We start from the raw sequence: 16,267 nt of genomic DNA on the forward strand, positions 1-16,267 counted from the left end.
GGACCCACACCGAAAAAGCAATGAGCCCAAACCCACAACCGTGGGTCCAGGCCATGCCGATGTCCCGAGACATCACACTGAGCCGCCTGTCGGAATCGAACCGACGACCTAATCATTACGAGTGATTCGCTCTACCGACTGAGCTAAGGCGGCCTGCCGCCCGAGGGCGACCGCGGAAGCATACCGACGCGACCGACGCGAGGGCGAATCGCCCCGGCCAGACCACCGGCCCACGTCCCCGGAGCACGTCAGGCGGCGGCGACCTCGCGGGCGGTGAAGTGGGTCTGGGGGGCGCCGCACCAGCAGGTGAAGTGGATCTGGAAGCCGCCCGCGACGTTGTCGAGGCCGGTGAGCTGGTCGGGGAAGATCAGCTCGCGGCGGCTGCAGGACGTGCAGTGGTGGGTGAACATGGGAGGCCTCCTTCGAGCATCCGGGGAGATCGGTGACCCCTCTATTCTCCGGCGCCGCGAGGGCAAGGGGTAGGCTCTCTTTCCTGCCGCTCCCCTAGGGATCCCCTAGGACTCACCGCCGCACGGAAGGGAGCGCCGATGCTGTCGCTGCACCAGTTGACCTGCTTCCTGGCCACCTACGAGCACCGGTCCCTCACCCGGGCGGCCGAGGAGCTGGGCTACGCGCAGCCGTCGGTGTCGGAGCAGGTGCGCAACCTCGAGCGGCACCTCGGCGTACCGCTCTTCCGCCGGGTCGGGCGCGGGGTGGTGCCGACGACGGCTGCGGACGCCTTCCGGCCGCACGCGGAGAAGGTGCTCGCCGCGGCCGACGACGCGCAGCGCGCGGTCGCGAGCATCCGGTCGTTCGAGACGGGCACGATCCGGTTCGGGATGTTCGGTGTCGCCCGTCTGTACGGCGGCGCGGGGCTGGTCGCCGACGTGCTCGAGCGCTATCCCGGGGTCCGGGTCGAGCTGGTCGGCCGCCACTCGATGGACGTGCAGGAGAACCTGCGGCGCGGACACCTGGAGGCGGCGATGATCGCGGTCGCCGGGCTGTCCAGCGAGGGCATGGCGATCACGCCGATCGCCCGCGACGAGCTCGTCTACGTCTCGGCCGACCCCTCCCGGCTGACGACGCCGGTGACCGCGAAGCGGATCGCCGAGGCGCCGCTGGTGATGGCGGAGAGCACGTACCGCGACTCCGACTCGGCGCGCATCGTGCTGCGGCGGATGCTGCACGAGGCCGGCTACAACCCCGGCACCCGGATCGAGGTCGAGGACGTCGAGACCGCTGTCGAGCTCGTCGGCCGCGGCCTGGGCGACACCGTCACCAACAAGGGCGCGGCGGTGCAGCTGCTCCCCCGGCTGGCACCGGACGCGGGCTGGGTGTCGCTGCGCCCGCGGCTCTACGACACCCTGGCCATCGTGCACCGGGCGGGCGCGACCCTCTCACCGGCGGCCCGGCTGATGATCGAGCTCGCCACCCAGCGGATCCAGGCCATCATCGAGCCGGTCTGACCCGGCGCCGGAGCACCCCGGGGCAGCAGGTCAGCAGGTCAGGCCGTCCTCGGGGACGGTGCCGTCGATGAGGTAGGCGTGGACGGCGTCGTCGATGCAGCCGTTCCCCTTGTTGTACGCCGTGTGCCCGTCGCCGTCGCGGCTCACGAGGACCGCCGACTCGAGTTGCTCGGCCATCGCCACCGCCTCCTCGTACGGTGTCGCGGGGTCGCGCGTCGTACCGAGCACCATGATCGGCGCGGCTCCGGACCCGTCGATCTGCAGGTCGGGCTCGTCGGTGGAGGTGAACGGGATCCCGGCGCAGGCGGTGAGGCCCCACGCGAAGACGTCGCCGAAGGTGGGCGAGGCCTTCTCGAAGTCGGGGAAGTTGGCGGGCACCTCGTCGGCCGAGATCGACCAGGGATCGTCGAGGCAGTTGATGACCGAGATCGCCTCGAGACTGTTGTCGGTGTAGGTGCCGCCCTCGCGCGAGCCGTAGAAGTCCGAGAGCACCAGCAGCGTGGAGCCGTCCCCGTCGAGCGCCTGCCGGAGCCCGTCGTCGAGGAACGTCCAGTTGTCCTCGCTGTAGAGCGGCACGATCAGGCCGTAGAACGCCAGTCCGATGGTCAGCTCGCGCCCCTCGGCGTCGCCGGTCGGCAGCGGCTTCTCGTCGATGTCGGCCAGCAGGTCCTTGATGGTGGCCAGGCCGGCGTCGAGGGTGTCGCCGAGGAAGCAGCCGCCGCTGTCGACGCAGTCCTGGATGTAGGAGCGCAGCGCGGTCTCGAACCCCTTCGCCTGGCTCAGCGCGCCGTCGCGCGGCGACAGCGACGGGTCGACGGCGCCGTCGAGCGCCATCCGGCCGACCTTGTCGGGGAACAGCTCGGCGTACGTCGCGCCGAGGCGGGTGCCGTAGGAGAAGCCGAAGTAGTCGAGCTTCTCCTCGCCGAGCGCGGCCCGCAGGACGTCCATGTCGCGCGCCGCCTCGACGGTGCTCACGTGGCCGCCGACGGCGCCGGAACGGGCGGCGCAGCCGGTCCAGAACCGCTCGGCGTTCTCCTGAGCGGCCGCGAGCTCCTCCGGGGTGTCCGGGTCGGGGTCGGCGGCGACGTACGCGTCGAGCGCCTCGTCGGTCAGGCAGTCGACGGGCGCGGAGTCGCCCGCGCCGCGCGGGTCGAACCCGACGATGTCGTACGACGCCCGCAGGTCTTCGGCGAAGTAGAGATCCGCCTCCGTGGCGGTGTCGGTGCCCGGGGCCCCGGGGCCGCCCGGGTTGACGACCAGGGAGCCGATCCGGTCACCGGTGGCCTCGGCCCGCTCGACGGCGAGCTTGATCGAGCCGTCGCCGGGGTTCTGGTAGTCGATGGGGACCTCGAGCGTGCCGCACTGGTTCTGCCCACACCGCGCCCAGGCGATCTCCTGGTCGTAGAAGTCCTCGAGCGTGCGCCCGTCGGGTCCCTTCGTCGCGACGGGCGCGCGGTCCTGGTCGTCGTCGGAGTCGTCGCCGCTCAGCAGCACGACGCCGACACCGACCGCCCCCGCCATCACCAGCGCCCACACGGTGACGACCGCGACGATCAGGGTCCGCTTGCTCACCTATTGCTCCTCAGGAGGTCGGGGATCACCGCTGCGGTGCCTTCAATGCCACCATCATCGACTCCAGGGCCAAGGCGACCGGGACGTTGAACTCGAGCATCTGCTCGCGGGCCGCGAAGATCCAGCCGATGCGGCGCAGGTTGAGCTCGGGGGTGGAGGTCTCGACGATGGCCTCCACCTGGTCGCGGATCTCCTCGTTGACCAGCGCCCCGGGCGCGTGGCTGGCGAGCGCGATGGCGTCGCGGTAGACCGACATCAGGTCGGTGAGGCCGCGGTCGACGACGTCGAGGTGCCGGCGCTTGGCACGGGTCCGCTGGCCCTTCTCCAGAGCGGCCAGCGCCGGGCCGTACTCCCGCGGGCGACGGCCGCGCTCGACCACGCCGTACGCCGCGTCGAGGTCGGCCTTCTCGCGTGCGTCGAGCTCGGCGGTGATCGCGTCGGCCTCGTCCTTGGCGGTCGACGCGAGCCGGGTGGCGGCGTCCATGCAGCGGCCGAGCGTGGTCAGCCGGGCCGGCATCGCCACGACCTCCTGGCGCCGGGTGCGCACCGCCTCGTCGAACGCGAGGGCCCGGGCGCGGCCGATGTGGCCCTGGCTGGCCCGGGCGGCGTACGACGCCAGCGGCTCCGCGACACCGCGCGCGACGAGGAAGCCCGCGACCTCCTCGGCCGTCGGCGTCGACAGGGTGACCAGCCGGCAGCGGGAGCGGATGGTGGGCAGCACGTCCTCGACGGTGGGCGCGCACAGCATCCAGATGGTGCGGCCGTTGGGCTCCTCGATGGCCTTGAGGAGCGCGTTGCAGGCCTGCTCGGTGAGCCGGTCGGCATCCTCCACGATGAGGATCTGCCACCGGTCGCCCATCGGGCTCAGCGACGCGCGGCGGACCAGGTCGCGGACCTCGTCGACGCCGATGGAGAGCTTCTCGGTGCGCACCACCGACACGTCGGCGTGGGAGCCGGCGAGCACGGTGTGGCAGGCGTGGCAGGTCTCGGGGCAGTCGGGCCCGGCCCCGCCCTGGGTGCACTGGAGCGCCGCGGCGAACGCGACGGCGGCGTTGGACCGGCCCGAGCCCGGCGGGCCGGTGAACAGCCAGGCGTGGGTCATGCCCTGGCCGGCGACCGCCTGCTGGAGAGCGGTGACGACGACCCGCTGGCCGACCAGGGTGTCCCAGACGGTCACGGGGCGGCCCTCCGCGCCTGCACGAGCAGCGGCTCGACCCGGGCCGCGACGCGCTCGGCGATCTCCTCGATCGGCGCCCGCGCGTCGATCACCTCGTAGTGCTCGGGGTTGCGGCGGGCGAGGTCCAGGAAGGACTGGCGCACCCGCTGGTGGAACTCCAGGCCCTCCCCCTCGATCCGGTCGCGGCCCTCGAAGCGGCCTAGTCCCGCCTCCGGCTCGAGGTCGAGCACCACCGTCAGGTGGGGCCGCAGGTCGCCGGTCGCCCAGCGGGAGACGTCCTCGAGCTCGTCGCGGTCGAGCGCCCGGCCGGCGCCCTGGTAGGCGAGGGTGGAGTCGACGTAGCGGTCGGTGATCACGACCTCGCCGCGCCCGAGCGCCGGACGGACCAGGGTCTCGATGTGCTCGGCCTTGTCGGCGAGGTAGAGCAGGAACTCGGTCTTGTGGGCGAGCTCGCCGGTCTCGGGGCTGAGCACGATGCGGCGCAGGTCCTTGCCGACCGGGGTGTCCCCGGGCTCGTGGGTGAGCCGGACGGCGTACCCCCGCTCGGTCAGCCGGTCGTGCAGCAGCCGTGACTGCGTCGACTTGCCGCCGCCCTCGCCGCCCTCGAAGCAGACGAAGACACCGGTGTCGGCGTACTGACCGGGCCAGTGCCGGCTCGCGGAGGAGGTCACGAGGTGAACCTACGAGACGGGGGCGACACCTGCCACGGGTGGGTGACCCGACGAACGTCGCCGTCGGGCGCGCCCGCCTGGAGTGACGCCGGTTTCACCGGGACTTGACGCGCAGTTCTGTCACTTGTCGGGCGTTGCAACGCCCGACAAGCGCAGGAATCGCCGGTCGACCGGCGATTCCTGCAGGCCGAACCCCACGCCTCAGGACTTCTTGGCGGCCTTCTTCGCCGCCGCCTTCTTCGCGGGAGCCTTCTTGGTCGTCTTCTTGGCGGCGGCCTTCTTCGCCCCGCGCTTGGCGGCCTTCTTGGCCGGCCCGCGCTCGCGCCGCTCGGCGAGCAGCTCAGCGGCCCGCTCGAGGGTGATCGACTCGACCGAGTCGTCCTTGCGCAGGGTTGCGTTGTACTCGCCGTCGGTGACGTACTCCCCGAACCGGCCGGCCTTCACGACCACCGGCTGCCCCGAGACGGGGTCGTTGCCCAGCTCCTTGAGCGGCGGCGCGGCGGCCGCGCGACCGCGCTGCTTGGGCTGGCTGTAGATCTTCAGCGCCTCGTCGAGGGTGATCGCGAAGATCTGGTCCTCGCTGGTGAGCGAGCGGGAGTCGGTGCCCTTCTTGAGGTAGGGGCCGTAGCGACCGTTCTGGGCGGTGATCTCCTCACCGCTCTCCGGGTCGGCACCGACGACGCGCGGCAGGGACAGCAGCTTCACCGCGTCCTCGAGGGTCACCGTGTCGAGCGACATCGACTTGAACAGCGAGCCGGTGCGCGGCTTCTCCTTCTTGGGCGCGTCCTCGGGCAGCACCTCGGTGACGTACGGCCCGAACCGACCGTTCTTCGCCACGACCTGCAGGCCGGTCTCCGGGTGGACGCCGAGGTCGATCTCCTCGCCCGCCGGGTTGGCCAGCAGCTCCTTGGCCTTGGCGACGGTCAGCTCGTCGGGAGGCAGGTCGTCGGGCACGTTGGCCCGCTTGCCGGCCGGCGCGCCGTCGTCGCCCGGGCCCTCGAGATAGGGGCCGTACTTGCCGACCCGCAGGTCGATGCCGTCCTCGGGATCGCCCACCGGGAAGGTCGCCAGGGCCTTGGCGTCGATGTCGCCGAGGTCGTCGACGAGCCGCTTGAGGCCGGCGAGCTGGTCGGAGCCGTAGTAGAACTCGGTCAGCTCGGCCACCCGGCTCTTGTCGCCGCGGGCGATGTCGTCGAGGACGTCCTCCATGCCGGCGGTGAACTGGTAGTCGATGAGCCGGGTGAAGTGCTCGGTCAGCAGCCGAACCACCGAGAACGCGATCCAGGCCGGCACCAGCGCGGTGCCCTTCTTGTAGACGTAGCCGCGGTTGAGGATCGTGCCGATGATCGAGGCGTACGTCGACGGCCGGCCGATCTGGCGGTCCTCGAGCTCCTTGATCAGGGTGGCCTCGGTGTAGCGGGCCGGCGGCTTCGTCTCGTGCCCGTTGGCGGACAGGGAGGCCGCGGAGACGGCGTCGCCCTCGGCCAGGTTGGGCAGGCGGGTCTCCTGGTCGTCCTTCGCGGCGTTGTCGTCGGTGCCCTCGACGTAGGCCTTGAGGAAGCCGTGGAAGGTGATCACGCGGCCCGACGCGGAGAACACCACGTCCTCCCCGGTGGCCGCCGCGCCGCCGAGCCGGATCGTGACGGACTGACCGACCGCGTCCTTCATCTGCGAGGCGACGGTGCGCATCCAGATCAGCTCGTAGAGCCGGAACTGGTCGCCGGTCAGCCCGGTCTGGGCCGGCGTCCGGAAGGAGTCGCCGGCGGGGCGGATCGCCTCGTGCGCCTCCTGGGCGTTCTTGACCTTGCTGGCGTAGGTCCGCGGCGCGTCGGGGAGGTACTCGCCGCCGTACAGCTCCTGCACCTGCGCCCGGGCCGCGCCGATCGCGCTGCCCGACAGGGTGGTGCTGTCGGTACGCATGTAGGTGATGAAGCCGTTCTCGTAGAGCCGCTGCGCGACGCTCATCGTCACGCTCGCGCTCATGCCGAGCTTGCGGCTGGCCTCCTGCTGCAGCGTGGTGGTGCGGAAGGGCGGGTACGGCGAGCGTCGGTACGGCTTGGCCTCGACCGACCGGACGTCGTACGCCGTGTCGGCGAGCGCCGTGACGAGGGCCTCGGCGCGGCGCTGGTCGAGGTGGACGACGTCGGCCTTGGCCTTGAGCCGGCCGTCCTGGCCGAAGTTCGAGCCGGACGCGACGCGGGTGCCGTCGACGGAGTGCAGCTTGGCGGGGAACATCCGCTGGTCGTGCTTGCTGCCGGCGTCGAAGGTGCCCTCGAGGTCCCAGTAGGAGGCGACCTTGAAGGCCATCCGCTCCTTCTCGCGGTCCACGACGAGCCGGGTCGCGACCGACTGCACCCGGCCCGCGGACAGGCCGGACATGACCTTGCGCCACAGCACCGGCGAGACCTCGTAGCCGTAGAGGCGGTCGAGCAGCCGGCGGGTCTCCTGGGCCTCGACGAGGTCCATGTCGAGCTCGCGGGGGTTGGCGGCGGCCTCCTGGATGGCGGCCTTGGTGATCTCGTGGAAGACCATCCGCTTGACCGGGATGTTCTTCGGCTTCAGCTCGTCGAGGAGGTGCCAGGCGATCGCCTCCCCCTCGCGGTCCTCATCGGTGGCGAGGTAGAGCTCGTCGGCATCCTTGAGCAGGCTCTTGAGCTTGGAGATGTGGCTCTTCTTGTCGCGGGGCACGACGTAGTAGGGCTCGAAGCCGTTGTCGACGTCGATCGCGAGCCGCCCCCACGGCTTGTCCTTGATCTTCGCCGGGGTGTCGGCCGCGTTGTTGGGAAGGTCACGGATGTGGCCGATCGAGGACTCGACGACGTAGCCGTCGCCGAGGTACCCGCCGATGGTGCGGGCCTTGGCGGGCGACTCGACGATCACCAGCTTGTGGGACACAGGGACCTTCTCCACTACTCGTTCGCTGCCTGATTCGGCGGTGTCACGGTAGCGCGTGCTGTCGAGCGCCGTCGCGAGCGGCGTCCAGAGTGGTCGTCCGGAAGGGTCGGTCAGCCCACCTCGATCTGCCCGATGACCGCCTCGTTGGCGCTGACGAGGGCGTCGTCCCCGATGGCGGCCATGCCGATGTAGAGCCCGAACGCGCCCGGATCGCCGGTGTCGACGACGATCACGTCGGTGACGTCGCCCTCCACGGTGATCTCGGGGTCGGAGACCCGGATCTCGGCGGTGATGCGGTGCGCCGGCTGGCCGTCGACGCTGATCTCCTCGTTGGTGAGGTCGGTGCGTCCCGTGAAGCCGCGGTAGACCTTGTCGCTCCCGGTCAGGCACTGCATGACGACCTCGGCCGCGGTCGCGACGTCGTCGAAGCCGTTGGCCTTCGCGAGCGCGCCGACGCCGGTGAGCGTGATCCAGCTCTCCTCGACGTTGGCGTACTGCAGCACGAACCCGTTGGCGAACCCGAACGCCACCTGGTCGCCGCCGGCGATGTCGTGCCCGGGCTGGCGCGGGATGGACAGCCGGCCGCCGCTGAGCTGGGGGGCCGCGGGGTCGGGGGCGGTGGTCGGCGCCGGGGCGCCGCCGGTGCACTGGATGCCGGTCGGCTTGACCGTGCTCGACGAGCCCTCGCTCGGGCCGTCGGTGGCACCGCCGTCGGTGTCCTCGTCCTCGGTCGGGCCGGACTCGTCGGTCTGCGAGCTGCCGTCGTCGGCCTTCTTCTCCTCGTCGTCCCCGGTCACGGCACGGATGCCGAAGAACCCGCCGACGCCGAGCAGGACCAGCGCCAGCACCGCGGCGAGCGCGATGACGACCGTCTTCCTGCTGCCGCCGCTCCCGCCCGGGGGCGGGGCCGGGCTCCACTGCTGGCCGTAGCCGGGGGCACCTGGGCCGCCCGGCGCGCCGTAGCCGGCCTGACCTCCGTAGCCGCTCTGCTCGCCGTACCCGGGCTGCCCGCCGTACCCGGCGTACCCGGGCTGCCCGCCATAGGGGCTCGGCGGAGGCGGGGGCGGCGACGGCGGCACCGCGCCGTACGCCGTGGGCTCCGGCGAGGGCGGCGCTACCGTCGGCTCGGCCGGCGGAGGTGTCGCCGCGGCACCGTCGGGCCGGGCGCCCCCGGACGGCTGCGTGGTCGTCATCTGGCTCCACGCCTGACCGTCCCAGTAGCGGTAGGTGTCGGGCGCGCCCGCGGGGTCGGGGTACCAGCCTGCGTTCGTCACGGCCCCAGCCTAGGGAAACCTCGGGCGCGCGGTCAGTCCGCGGGCCCGAGGAAGCCCTCGGCGACCAGCTCCCCGAGCTCGGGGAGGTAGACCTCGCGCAGGCTGGCCGGGTCGCGGTCGAGCAGCTGACCGACGGCGTCGACCAGCGGGCCGACGGGCAGGTCGCCGTCGCAGGCTCCGGCGACGGCGGCCACCACGGTGTCGACCTGGCGGGCACGGCGGAAGCCGCGCTGCTGGCGCAGCACGATGGTGACCGGATCCTCGACGCCGACCGGACCGCTCGTCTCCTGGACCACGTCCTCGCGAAGCACCAGCCGGGTGCCGGCGTCGAGGTCGCGCGCGGCCCGTGCCGACGCCGCCCAGGCCGCGATCGCGGGCGCGATCGGCTGCTCGACGTCGTACGGCCACTCGAGGAGGTCGCGGGTCAGCGCGCCGGGCGCGGCGCCCTCCCGGCGCCGCAGGTTGATCCAGCCGAACCCGATCCCGGCGACGCCCTGGCGCTCCAGCCACGACAGCCAGGTGTCGTAGCGCTGCGCGTACGCCGCCGGATCGCCGCCGGTGGCGGGGTGGTGACCGGAGTCCTTGAGCCACAGCTCGACGTACGACGCCGGGTCGAGCACCTCCCGCTGGACCACGAGCGCGTCGCACTCGTCGGGCAGCCAGGTGCCGAGCCGCTCGTCCCACGGCCGGTCCTTCTCGATCACCCAGTTGGCGAGCACCTGGCACCAGCCGCCGTCGGCGAGGTGGTCGGGTGCGGTCCGGACGATGTGCTCGACGACCTGGTCGCCGGGCAGGCCCGAGTCGCGGTAGACGAGGCGCTCGCCGGTGGCCGGCGAGATCACGAACGGGGGGTTGGTGGCGATGAGGTCGAACCGCTCCCCCGCGACCGGCGCGAAGAACGACCCGTCCCGGACGTCGATCTTGTCGTCGACGTCGTTGAGGGCCGCGTTGAAGCGGGCGATCGCCAGCGCCCGCTGGTTGACGTCGGTGGCGACCACCCGGTCGCTGTGGGTGGCCAGGTGCAGCGCCTGCACACCGCAGCCGGTCCCGAGGTCGAGCGCGGTGCCGACGTCGTGGCGCAGCGTCAGCTGGGCGAGGCTCGAGGACGCCGGGCTGATCCCGAGCACGTAGTCGCCGGTCACCGCCGTCGCCATGCCGTCGAGCCCCGGGGTCAGGTCGCTGACGACCCATAGGTCGCCCTCCTCCGAGCCGTACGGTCGCACGTCCAGGCGGGCGGCGACCTCCCCCACGCTCCGGGCCAGGGCCCCGGCGTTGGCGAGCGGGTCGACCAGCCCCGGCAGCGCCCGCTCGGCGTCCGCCACCGGCACCGAGGTCTGCAGGAGGAAGAGCCGGATCAGCGTCGCGATCGGACCGCCGTCCGTCGTACGACGCCGGCCGGGCGTCGTCTCGTTGCGCGAGAGCGCCTGGTGGGCCTCCGGGCCGAGGAGGTCGCTGACCGCGTCGTAGGTGAAGTCGGCGGCGAGCAGGGCGTCACGCAGCGGGGCGGCGAGGGAGGTCGGCAGCACGGGGACAACGGTAGAGGTAGCCCCCGTGGCACCGTCAGCGACGGATCTTGACCTTCGTGGCGCCGCCCGTCACGGTCACGACCGTCTTGGTGACCGCCTTCTTGCGGATCACCGCGAGGCCCTTCTTGGTCAGCTTGACCTTGACCTTCGTCGTGCCACCGGCCGGCGCCGCATAGGGCGTCGGCTTCGCGATCCGCTTGCCCTTCACCGCCATGGACAGGGTGCCCGAGCAGGGGGTCGCGCTCACGCACGCGACGGTGAGCCGGACCTTCTTCTTGACGACCTTCACGCCCTTCTTCGGCGCCTTCACCTTCGCCACGCCGGCGGCCACGCCACCGCCCGCGGGGACGAACCGGGCCAGACCGCCGGTGCGGGTCGTGTAGACCGCGCCCGCCGCATCGATGGTCATGCCCTGGTCGTCGTACGCCGTGACCAACCCGTGGTTGGTCCGCGAGACGAACCCGCCGGTCGGCGTGAACTCGGAGAGGGCGTAGTCGTCGAACACCACGACATTGCCCGACGGCGTGAGGTCGAGGCCGTAGGGGGTGTCGAGCTGGCCCGGGTTGCGGCCCGGCTGGCCGAAGCCGCCGAGGTAGGCGCCGGTCGCGAGGTTGAACCGCTGAATGCGGTTGTTCCAGTAATCCGAGACGAACACCGTCCCGTCCGCGCCGACGACCACGTCGTCGGGTCGGTCGAGCTGGCCGGGCCCGGCGCCGGAGGAGCCGATGCTGCGCAGCCACGTGCCGGCGGCGGAGAAGACCTCGACCCGGTCACCGCTGGCATTGGTGACCAGCACCTCCCCAGTCGGCGCGACGGCGACGCCGAGGGCGATGTCGAACACGCCGCTCCCGCCATCGGGGATGGTGTAATCGCGGATCCGCGACACCGTCGGCGTGAACGCCACGACCGAGGGGCTGACGGTGTCCGAGTCCGTCACGTAGAGCGTCCCGTCGGGGCCCACCGCGATGCTCCGGGCGCGGCTGAAGCCGTCGAGGGTGAAGGACCCCAGCAGCGTCCCAGTGGCGGAGAAGTGGTTGAGGGTGGTGTAGTCGTCGACCGACCACAGGGTGCCGTCGGGGGCCGCCGCGACATCGGCATCGCCGGCGGCGTCCCACGTGCCGGCGAGGACGTAGCCCTCCGGACCCGCGGCAGCGGGCGGCGCCGCGGCGAGCGAGCCGGCGACGAGCGCCACGACCACCCCCACCGCCGCCGCGAGGGCGGTGCGCCGCCGCGTCCGACGACCTCCGGACCGGGTGGCCGACACCGCGACCGTCGAGGACTGAAACACCATCGGACCCACCTCACGCACCAGACAGCAGATGAGCGGCACCGTGCCCGCGCGGCGGGCGACGAAACCTCCCCCCGGACCGGTCCGGGAAAACTACCCGGGAACCCCGTGACAGCTGTCGAATCCGCGTGATGGCGTTCGTGGTGAGGGCAGGAGGCGGTCACCGAGGCCGCCCGGAGTCGAGGAGACGACGACATGACGACGTACCTGATGTCCGTGCACGGTCCGGCCGAGGTGACCGACGAGTTCTACGGCTACGGGTCGAAGGAGGAGATGGAGCAGTCCTTCGCCGACACCGGTGCCTTCAACGAGCAACTGAAGACGGACGGTTACTGGGTGTTCGCCGGCGGCCTGTCCCCCGCCACGACAGCGTCCGTCGTCGACGGGCAGGGCGAGACGCCGGTCGTCACCGACGGCCCCTACCTCGAGACCAAGGAGGCCATCGCCGGCTTCTGGGTGATCGACGTACCCGACCTCGCCACCGCGCAGCGCCTTGCCGCCGACGCGTCGCGCGCGTGCCGGGGCAAGGTCGAGGTCCGTCCGTTCGACGGGCTCGCCTGACGCCGGGTCGACAGCACGGCTGCTATCGGCGCACCTTCACCTTGACCTGCGTGGTGGCGGCGCCGGCCCCGGCGTCCCCGCTGTACGACACCACCAGCTTGTGCTTGCCGGCCTTGAGCTTCTTGAGCTTCACGACGGCCGCACCGCCCGCGAGGGTGCCGGTGCCGACGACCTTGCCCTTCGCGGTGACGGTGACGGTGCCCGTGGCGCCGCGGGCCGACGACACGGCGACCCGCAGCCTGCCCTTCCGTCCGGCCCGCAGCTTGCCCTTGACCTTCGCGGCGACCGTCGCGGCCGCCTTGATCGCGGTGAGCGAGCCGCCGAGCGAGCTGCTGCCGGTGAGGCCGCCGGGCGGTCCGCCGCCCGTACTGCCGAGGGGTCCGGTTCCGGTCGACGCGCCGCCGCCGGAGCCGGCCGGCGCACGGGTGAAGGACTGCCAGGCGCCGTACGTCGTCGTGCCCCCGGTCGGGGTGAACTTCCCGCGCCAGCAGTACGTCGAGCCGGGCATCACGAGGGGGAACTCGGCCTCGTTCCAGTCGGTCCACAGGTAGACCGCGGGATCGCCGCCACCGTAGGCCAGGGACTTGGTCCACTGCACGGTGCTGCCGTTGGTGCTGAGGTCGACGCCGATCGAGCCGGCCTGGTTGTTGGTGATCGCCTGGAAGTAGGAGATGAAGCCGTACTGGGTGGTCCCGCCGTCCGGGTCGGTGGCGGTGTTGACCGTCGACGGGGTGTCGTAGAGGACCTGGTGCGGCGAGCCCGGCTGCCCGCTGCCTCCGGCACCGAAGACGTAGATCGGCGCCTGCAGGACGATCGTCGCGTCGTTGTTGCCGTCGATCGTCTTCACGCCGATCGTCAGGTTGGCTCCGGACAGCGGCTGGCTCGCCTTCACCGGGAACTGGAACTCCCAGTGATGGCCCTGCGCCACACCCCACAGGCCCGCGTCGCGGTCGTTGTAGTAGGCGCCGCCCTGCAGGTTGCCCCAGCCGGGGCAGTTGCCCTGCGGCGCGGCGCCGCCGCTGCCGTCGTACCCGCAGCGGATCTGCTGCGAGGTGTCGAAGGTGACGCCGGCCGGCAGCGAGATCGTCGGGTGGAAGTAGGTGCCACCGGCGCACGGGTTGCCCATGCCGTAGACGGCGTAGTGGATCCAGAACGTCTGGCCGACCGCGGGTACGCCGCTGTCGGGGTCTGCCCAGTAGCCGGCGTAGGCGCCGATGCCCGCCTCGGTGTACGGCGTCCCCTGGATCAGCCCGAAGCAGTTGACCACCTGGGAGTAGCCGATGCCGCCGTCGTACCAGCCGCCCGGCTCGTCGGCGGCGGCAGGTGGTGGGCGGAGCAGGCCCGTCCCGAGGACGAGGGCGACGAGGACGGCGAGGTAGCGCAGGCTTCGGGTCACCCTGCCATTCGGCCAGCACCGAGCGGGTGGCGCGTCAGGGTCGGACCCCAATGTTGGGGTCCGACCCTGACCCGCTCAGCGGGTCAGCTTCGCCTTCTTGGTCGTCGTCGCGCCGGTCGCAGCCGTGAGCACGACCGTGACCTTCACGGTCCGACTCCGCTGGAGCAGCTTGCGTGCGGCCTTCGTCAGCTTGACGCTCGCCTTGCCGCTGCTGTTGACGGCCACCGCGTAGCTGCCGCTGCCCAGCTTCTTCTTGCCGGCCTTGACCACGACGCTGCCGGAGCAGGCCATCAGTCCGCCACCACAGCTGACGGTGAGCCGGGCCTTCTTGCGCTTCTTGTCGGCCTTCAGCTTCTTCTTCGCCGTGACGGGCGGCTGGGCGTGCGGGATCAGCTGGGAGTTGGGGCCGACGTTGACGTTGGTGACCCACAGGTTCTCCCGCGGGACCCGGACGATCGCGTTGTTGGTCTCGTCGGTGAACCAGATCGCGCCGTCCGCGCCGTAGGTCAGCGAGGTGGGCTCGTAGTTGCCGACCTGTACCACGGCGCCGACACCCGCCGCGTTCACGTGCCCGATGCCCTTCGCCGCACCGACACTGGTGAACCAGACGTTGCCGTCCGGGCCGGTGACCAGGCTGCGCGGGGCGGTGCGGTCGCCGGTGCGGATGGTGCCCACCTGGTTGTCGTCGCCGACCCAGCCGATGTTGCCATTGGACGGCGAGGTGAACATCGTGCCGCCGCTGTCGCGGCCGAACCAGATCTTGCCCGTCGGGCCGGTCGCCACCGAGTAGGGGTAGGTCGCGTTGGCCGGCAGAGGGTAGGACACACCACCGCTGCCCGCGGCGTTGACCTGGATGAGCCTGTCGAACTGCTGGCACCACATCAGGCCATCGCGGCCGCGGCCCAGGGCACCATCGCACTCGGGCGCGTTCCCATCCCAGTTGCTGCTGTTGCCGGTGATCTTGACGATACCGTCCTCGTCGAACGACATGGTCACCCAGGTGCCGTCGGGCCCGACGCGGATCTCCTCGCCGTAGGGCTGGGCGTACGCCCAGCCATATCCTCCGGCCGGGTTACTCGGGTGGAAGCGGATCACCTTCCAGCCGCTGTCGTAGACCACCCAGACATTGCCAGCAGCGTCGACGTCCAGGTCCTTCACGAGGCTGCCCGGCGTGGTCTGCGGCGGCAGATTGAACTCGTCGATGGCGCCGGCAGGGGTGATCCGGCCGACCTTGTTCTTGTCGCGCTCGACGAACCACATGTCGCCGTTGGGTGCGGTGGTGATCCGGCGGAGGCCTGCCGCACTGGTCGGCACCGGGTAGACCTGGAAGCTGCCGGCCTGGGCTGCGCGGCGCCCCGGCGCCGGCGTGTGCTCGACAGACAGCTCGACCCGGTGGCCGGAGAGAGGGGCCGCCGGGGAGCCGGTGTCGTCGGCCACCGCACCCGGCACGCCGAGTCCCGTGATCGAGAGAACCGGCAGGACGAGGATCCCCGCCGCCATCGCCATCGCCCGGCGCAGCCGGGCACGTCGCATCGTCATCGCGCTCCTTCAGGGGAGGAGGGCACGACCCTCGGCGCGCCCAGAGACAGGTCGGGCGGGCCACCTACCCGGTCGGGGTATCACCAAACCCGCTGTCGCGGTCAGCCTCCCGAGGCCCGACCCGCGCGCGCCGTCGTCACCTGATCCGTGCGGCGCGGGCGATGCCCCGCCCGGCGATCCGCGTGCGATAGCGGTGGGTGGTGCGGGCGGCGTACTCGATCGTGGTGGCCACGCCGTGCTCGCCGAGGGTGCTGTCGTACCAGGCGGTCAGCGTCGGCGCGTCGGTGCCGGACGGGTTGCCGACGCCGAGATGGCGCCGCGGGAGATCGAGGTGACGGGCCAGCCGCCTCTCCCATCGGCCGTGACCACCACGGCCGATCGCGCGCAGGGGCTGGTGGATCGAGGCGATGTAGTCCGGTCGCACCTGGTCGAGGAAGTCCCTCATCGCGCGGGTCTCCGGCTCGCTCGCGGGCCGCGGGCCGCCCCAGTAGCGCGTGCCGCGGTGGGCGCCCGACCATCCGCTCGTCGGCCAGTTGCGGTTGAGGTCGACGCCGCGCCCGTTGGTGCGGGTGCCGCGGGCGTTGCCGTCGGGGTTCATCGTCGGCACCACCCACACGCCCGTCCCCGGCCGTGGCTCGAGTGGTCACGGATCCAGCGCGCCGTGACGAGGCCGGCCTTCTCGTCGCCGTGCATCTGACCGAGGACCAGCAGGACGTGCGGCGCCCCTTCCTCGCCCCGGTAGAACGCGCGGATCGGGCGACCGCGCGCCGAGGTCCCGATCACGAGCGACGTCTCGACGTACGACGCCGCGGTCGCCGCCACGGTCGGGGCGGGAACGACGGCGGCCGCGCCGGCGACGACCACGAGGGTCGCCGCCAGCGCGGCCAGGAGTCGGCGCATCC

The 16,267-nt window shown here is 71.9% G+C and carries 14 protein-coding genes and 1 tRNA gene; 2 read left to right on the forward strand and 13 right to left on the reverse strand.

Annotated features, from left to right (window positions below):
- Positions 1 to 80 precede the first annotated feature (80 nt).
- Positions 81 to 153: transfer RNA gene (locus tag ACPZVR_RS22985), tRNA-Thr, on the reverse strand.
- Positions 154 to 248: 95 nt separating this feature from the next.
- Positions 249 to 410, reverse strand: a complete 162-nt coding sequence (locus ACPZVR_RS22990) for a hypothetical protein (protein WP_436702012.1) — start codon at positions 408 to 410, stop codon at positions 249 to 251.
- Between the two features lie 138 nt (positions 411 to 548).
- Between ACPZVR_RS22990 and ACPZVR_RS22995 the strand changes: the two genes are divergently transcribed.
- Positions 549 to 1,466 (forward strand): LysR family transcriptional regulator, encoded by a 918-nt coding sequence (locus ACPZVR_RS22995; protein ID WP_436702013.1) that lies wholly within the window; start codon positions 549 to 551, stop codon positions 1,464 to 1,466.
- Positions 1,467 to 1,496: 30 nt separating this feature from the next.
- Here the strand turns inward: ACPZVR_RS22995 and ACPZVR_RS23000 are convergent, their stop codons facing one another.
- From ACPZVR_RS23000 to ACPZVR_RS23030, 7 genes are all read right to left on the reverse strand, one after another.
- The gene (locus ACPZVR_RS23000) at positions 1,497 to 3,038 is read right to left on the reverse strand and encodes an alpha/beta hydrolase (protein WP_436702014.1); all 1,542 of its coding nucleotides are present in this window, start codon (positions 3,036 to 3,038) and stop codon (positions 1,497 to 1,499) included.
- Between the two features lie 25 nt (positions 3,039 to 3,063).
- Positions 3,064 to 4,215, reverse strand: a complete 1,152-nt coding sequence (locus tag ACPZVR_RS23005; protein ID WP_436702015.1) for a DNA polymerase III subunit delta' — start codon at positions 4,213 to 4,215, stop codon at positions 3,064 to 3,066.
- A complete protein-coding gene (tmk, locus tag ACPZVR_RS23010) occupies positions 4,212 to 4,886 on the reverse strand; it encodes a dTMP kinase (protein WP_436702016.1) in 675 nt (224 codons plus the stop codon). Before tmk ends, ACPZVR_RS23005 begins: the two co-directional genes overlap by 4 nt.
- A gap of 201 nt (positions 4,887 to 5,087) precedes the next feature.
- Complete coding sequence (gene topA, locus ACPZVR_RS23015) at positions 5,088 to 7,781, reverse strand: type I DNA topoisomerase (RefSeq protein WP_436702017.1); 2,694 nt, start codon at positions 7,779 to 7,781, stop codon at positions 5,088 to 5,090.
- 110 nt (positions 7,782 to 7,891) lie between these two features.
- Positions 7,892 to 9,055 (reverse strand): DUF2510 domain-containing protein, encoded by a 1,164-nt coding sequence (locus ACPZVR_RS23020; RefSeq protein ID WP_436702018.1) that lies wholly within the window; start codon positions 9,053 to 9,055, stop codon positions 7,892 to 7,894.
- A 32-nt stretch (positions 9,056 to 9,087) separates the two neighbouring features.
- Positions 9,088 to 10,581 (reverse strand): DUF7059 domain-containing protein, encoded by a 1,494-nt coding sequence (locus ACPZVR_RS23025; RefSeq protein ID WP_436702019.1) that lies wholly within the window; start codon positions 10,579 to 10,581, stop codon positions 9,088 to 9,090.
- Positions 10,582 to 10,615: 34 nt separating this feature from the next.
- The gene (locus ACPZVR_RS23030; protein WP_436702020.1) at positions 10,616 to 11,872 is read right to left on the reverse strand and encodes an NHL repeat-containing protein; all 1,257 of its coding nucleotides are present in this window, start codon (positions 11,870 to 11,872) and stop codon (positions 10,616 to 10,618) included.
- Between the two features lie 192 nt (positions 11,873 to 12,064).
- Here ACPZVR_RS23030 and ACPZVR_RS23035 point away from each other — a divergent pair, with 192 nt between their 5' ends.
- Positions 12,065 to 12,430, forward strand: a complete 366-nt coding sequence (locus ACPZVR_RS23035; protein WP_436702021.1) for a YciI family protein — start codon at positions 12,065 to 12,067, stop codon at positions 12,428 to 12,430.
- Between the two features lie 22 nt (positions 12,431 to 12,452).
- On the opposite strand, the gene ACPZVR_RS23040 is transcribed toward ACPZVR_RS23035, so the two are convergent.
- From ACPZVR_RS23040 to ACPZVR_RS23055, 4 genes are all read right to left on the reverse strand, one after another.
- Complete coding sequence (locus tag ACPZVR_RS23040) at positions 12,453 to 13,826, reverse strand: Ig-like domain-containing protein (RefSeq protein ID WP_436702022.1); 1,374 nt, start codon at positions 13,824 to 13,826, stop codon at positions 12,453 to 12,455.
- A gap of 75 nt (positions 13,827 to 13,901) precedes the next feature.
- A complete protein-coding gene (locus ACPZVR_RS23045; RefSeq protein WP_436702023.1) occupies positions 13,902 to 15,365 on the reverse strand; it encodes a Vgb family protein in 1,464 nt (487 codons plus the stop codon).
- Between the two features lie 136 nt (positions 15,366 to 15,501).
- A complete protein-coding gene (locus ACPZVR_RS23050; RefSeq protein ID WP_436702024.1) occupies positions 15,502 to 15,975 on the reverse strand; it encodes a M14 family zinc carboxypeptidase in 474 nt (157 codons plus the stop codon).
- Positions 15,960 to 16,265 carry a hypothetical protein gene (locus tag ACPZVR_RS23055; RefSeq protein ID WP_436702025.1) on the reverse strand — a complete coding sequence of 102 codons (306 nt, stop codon included), beginning with the start codon at positions 16,263 to 16,265 and terminating at the stop codon, positions 15,960 to 15,962. The genes ACPZVR_RS23050 and ACPZVR_RS23055 overlap by 16 nt, the downstream gene beginning before the upstream one ends.
- Between the last annotated feature and the right edge of the window lie 2 nt (positions 16,266 to 16,267).

This window comes from Nocardioides segetis, assembly GCF_051390595.1.
In the GTDB taxonomy this organism is placed as follows: domain Bacteria; phylum Actinomycetota; class Actinomycetes; order Propionibacteriales; family Nocardioidaceae; genus Nocardioides.

Excerpts from the sequence above, each read along its gene's own strand:
- ACPZVR_RS23030 (WP_436702020.1), bottom strand. The coding sequence starts at position 11,872 with ATGGTGTTTCAGTCCTCGACGGTCGCGGTGTCGGCCACCCGGTCCGGA.
- ACPZVR_RS23055 (WP_436702025.1), bottom strand. The coding sequence starts at position 16,265 with ATGCGCCGACTCCTGGCCGCGCTGGCGGCGACCCTCGTGGTCGTCGCC.
- ACPZVR_RS22995 (WP_436702013.1), top strand. The coding sequence starts at position 549 with ATGCTGTCGCTGCACCAGTTGACCTGCTTCCTGGCCACCTACGAGCAC.
- ACPZVR_RS23035 (WP_436702021.1), top strand. The coding sequence starts at position 12,065 with ATGACGACGTACCTGATGTCCGTGCACGGTCCGGCCGAGGTGACCGAC.
- ACPZVR_RS23045 (WP_436702023.1), bottom strand. The coding sequence starts at position 15,365 with ATGACGATGCGACGTGCCCGGCTGCGCCGGGCGATGGCGATGGCGGCG.
- ACPZVR_RS22990 (WP_436702012.1), bottom strand. The coding sequence starts at position 410 with ATGTTCACCCACCACTGCACGTCCTGCAGCCGCCGCGAGCTGATCTTC.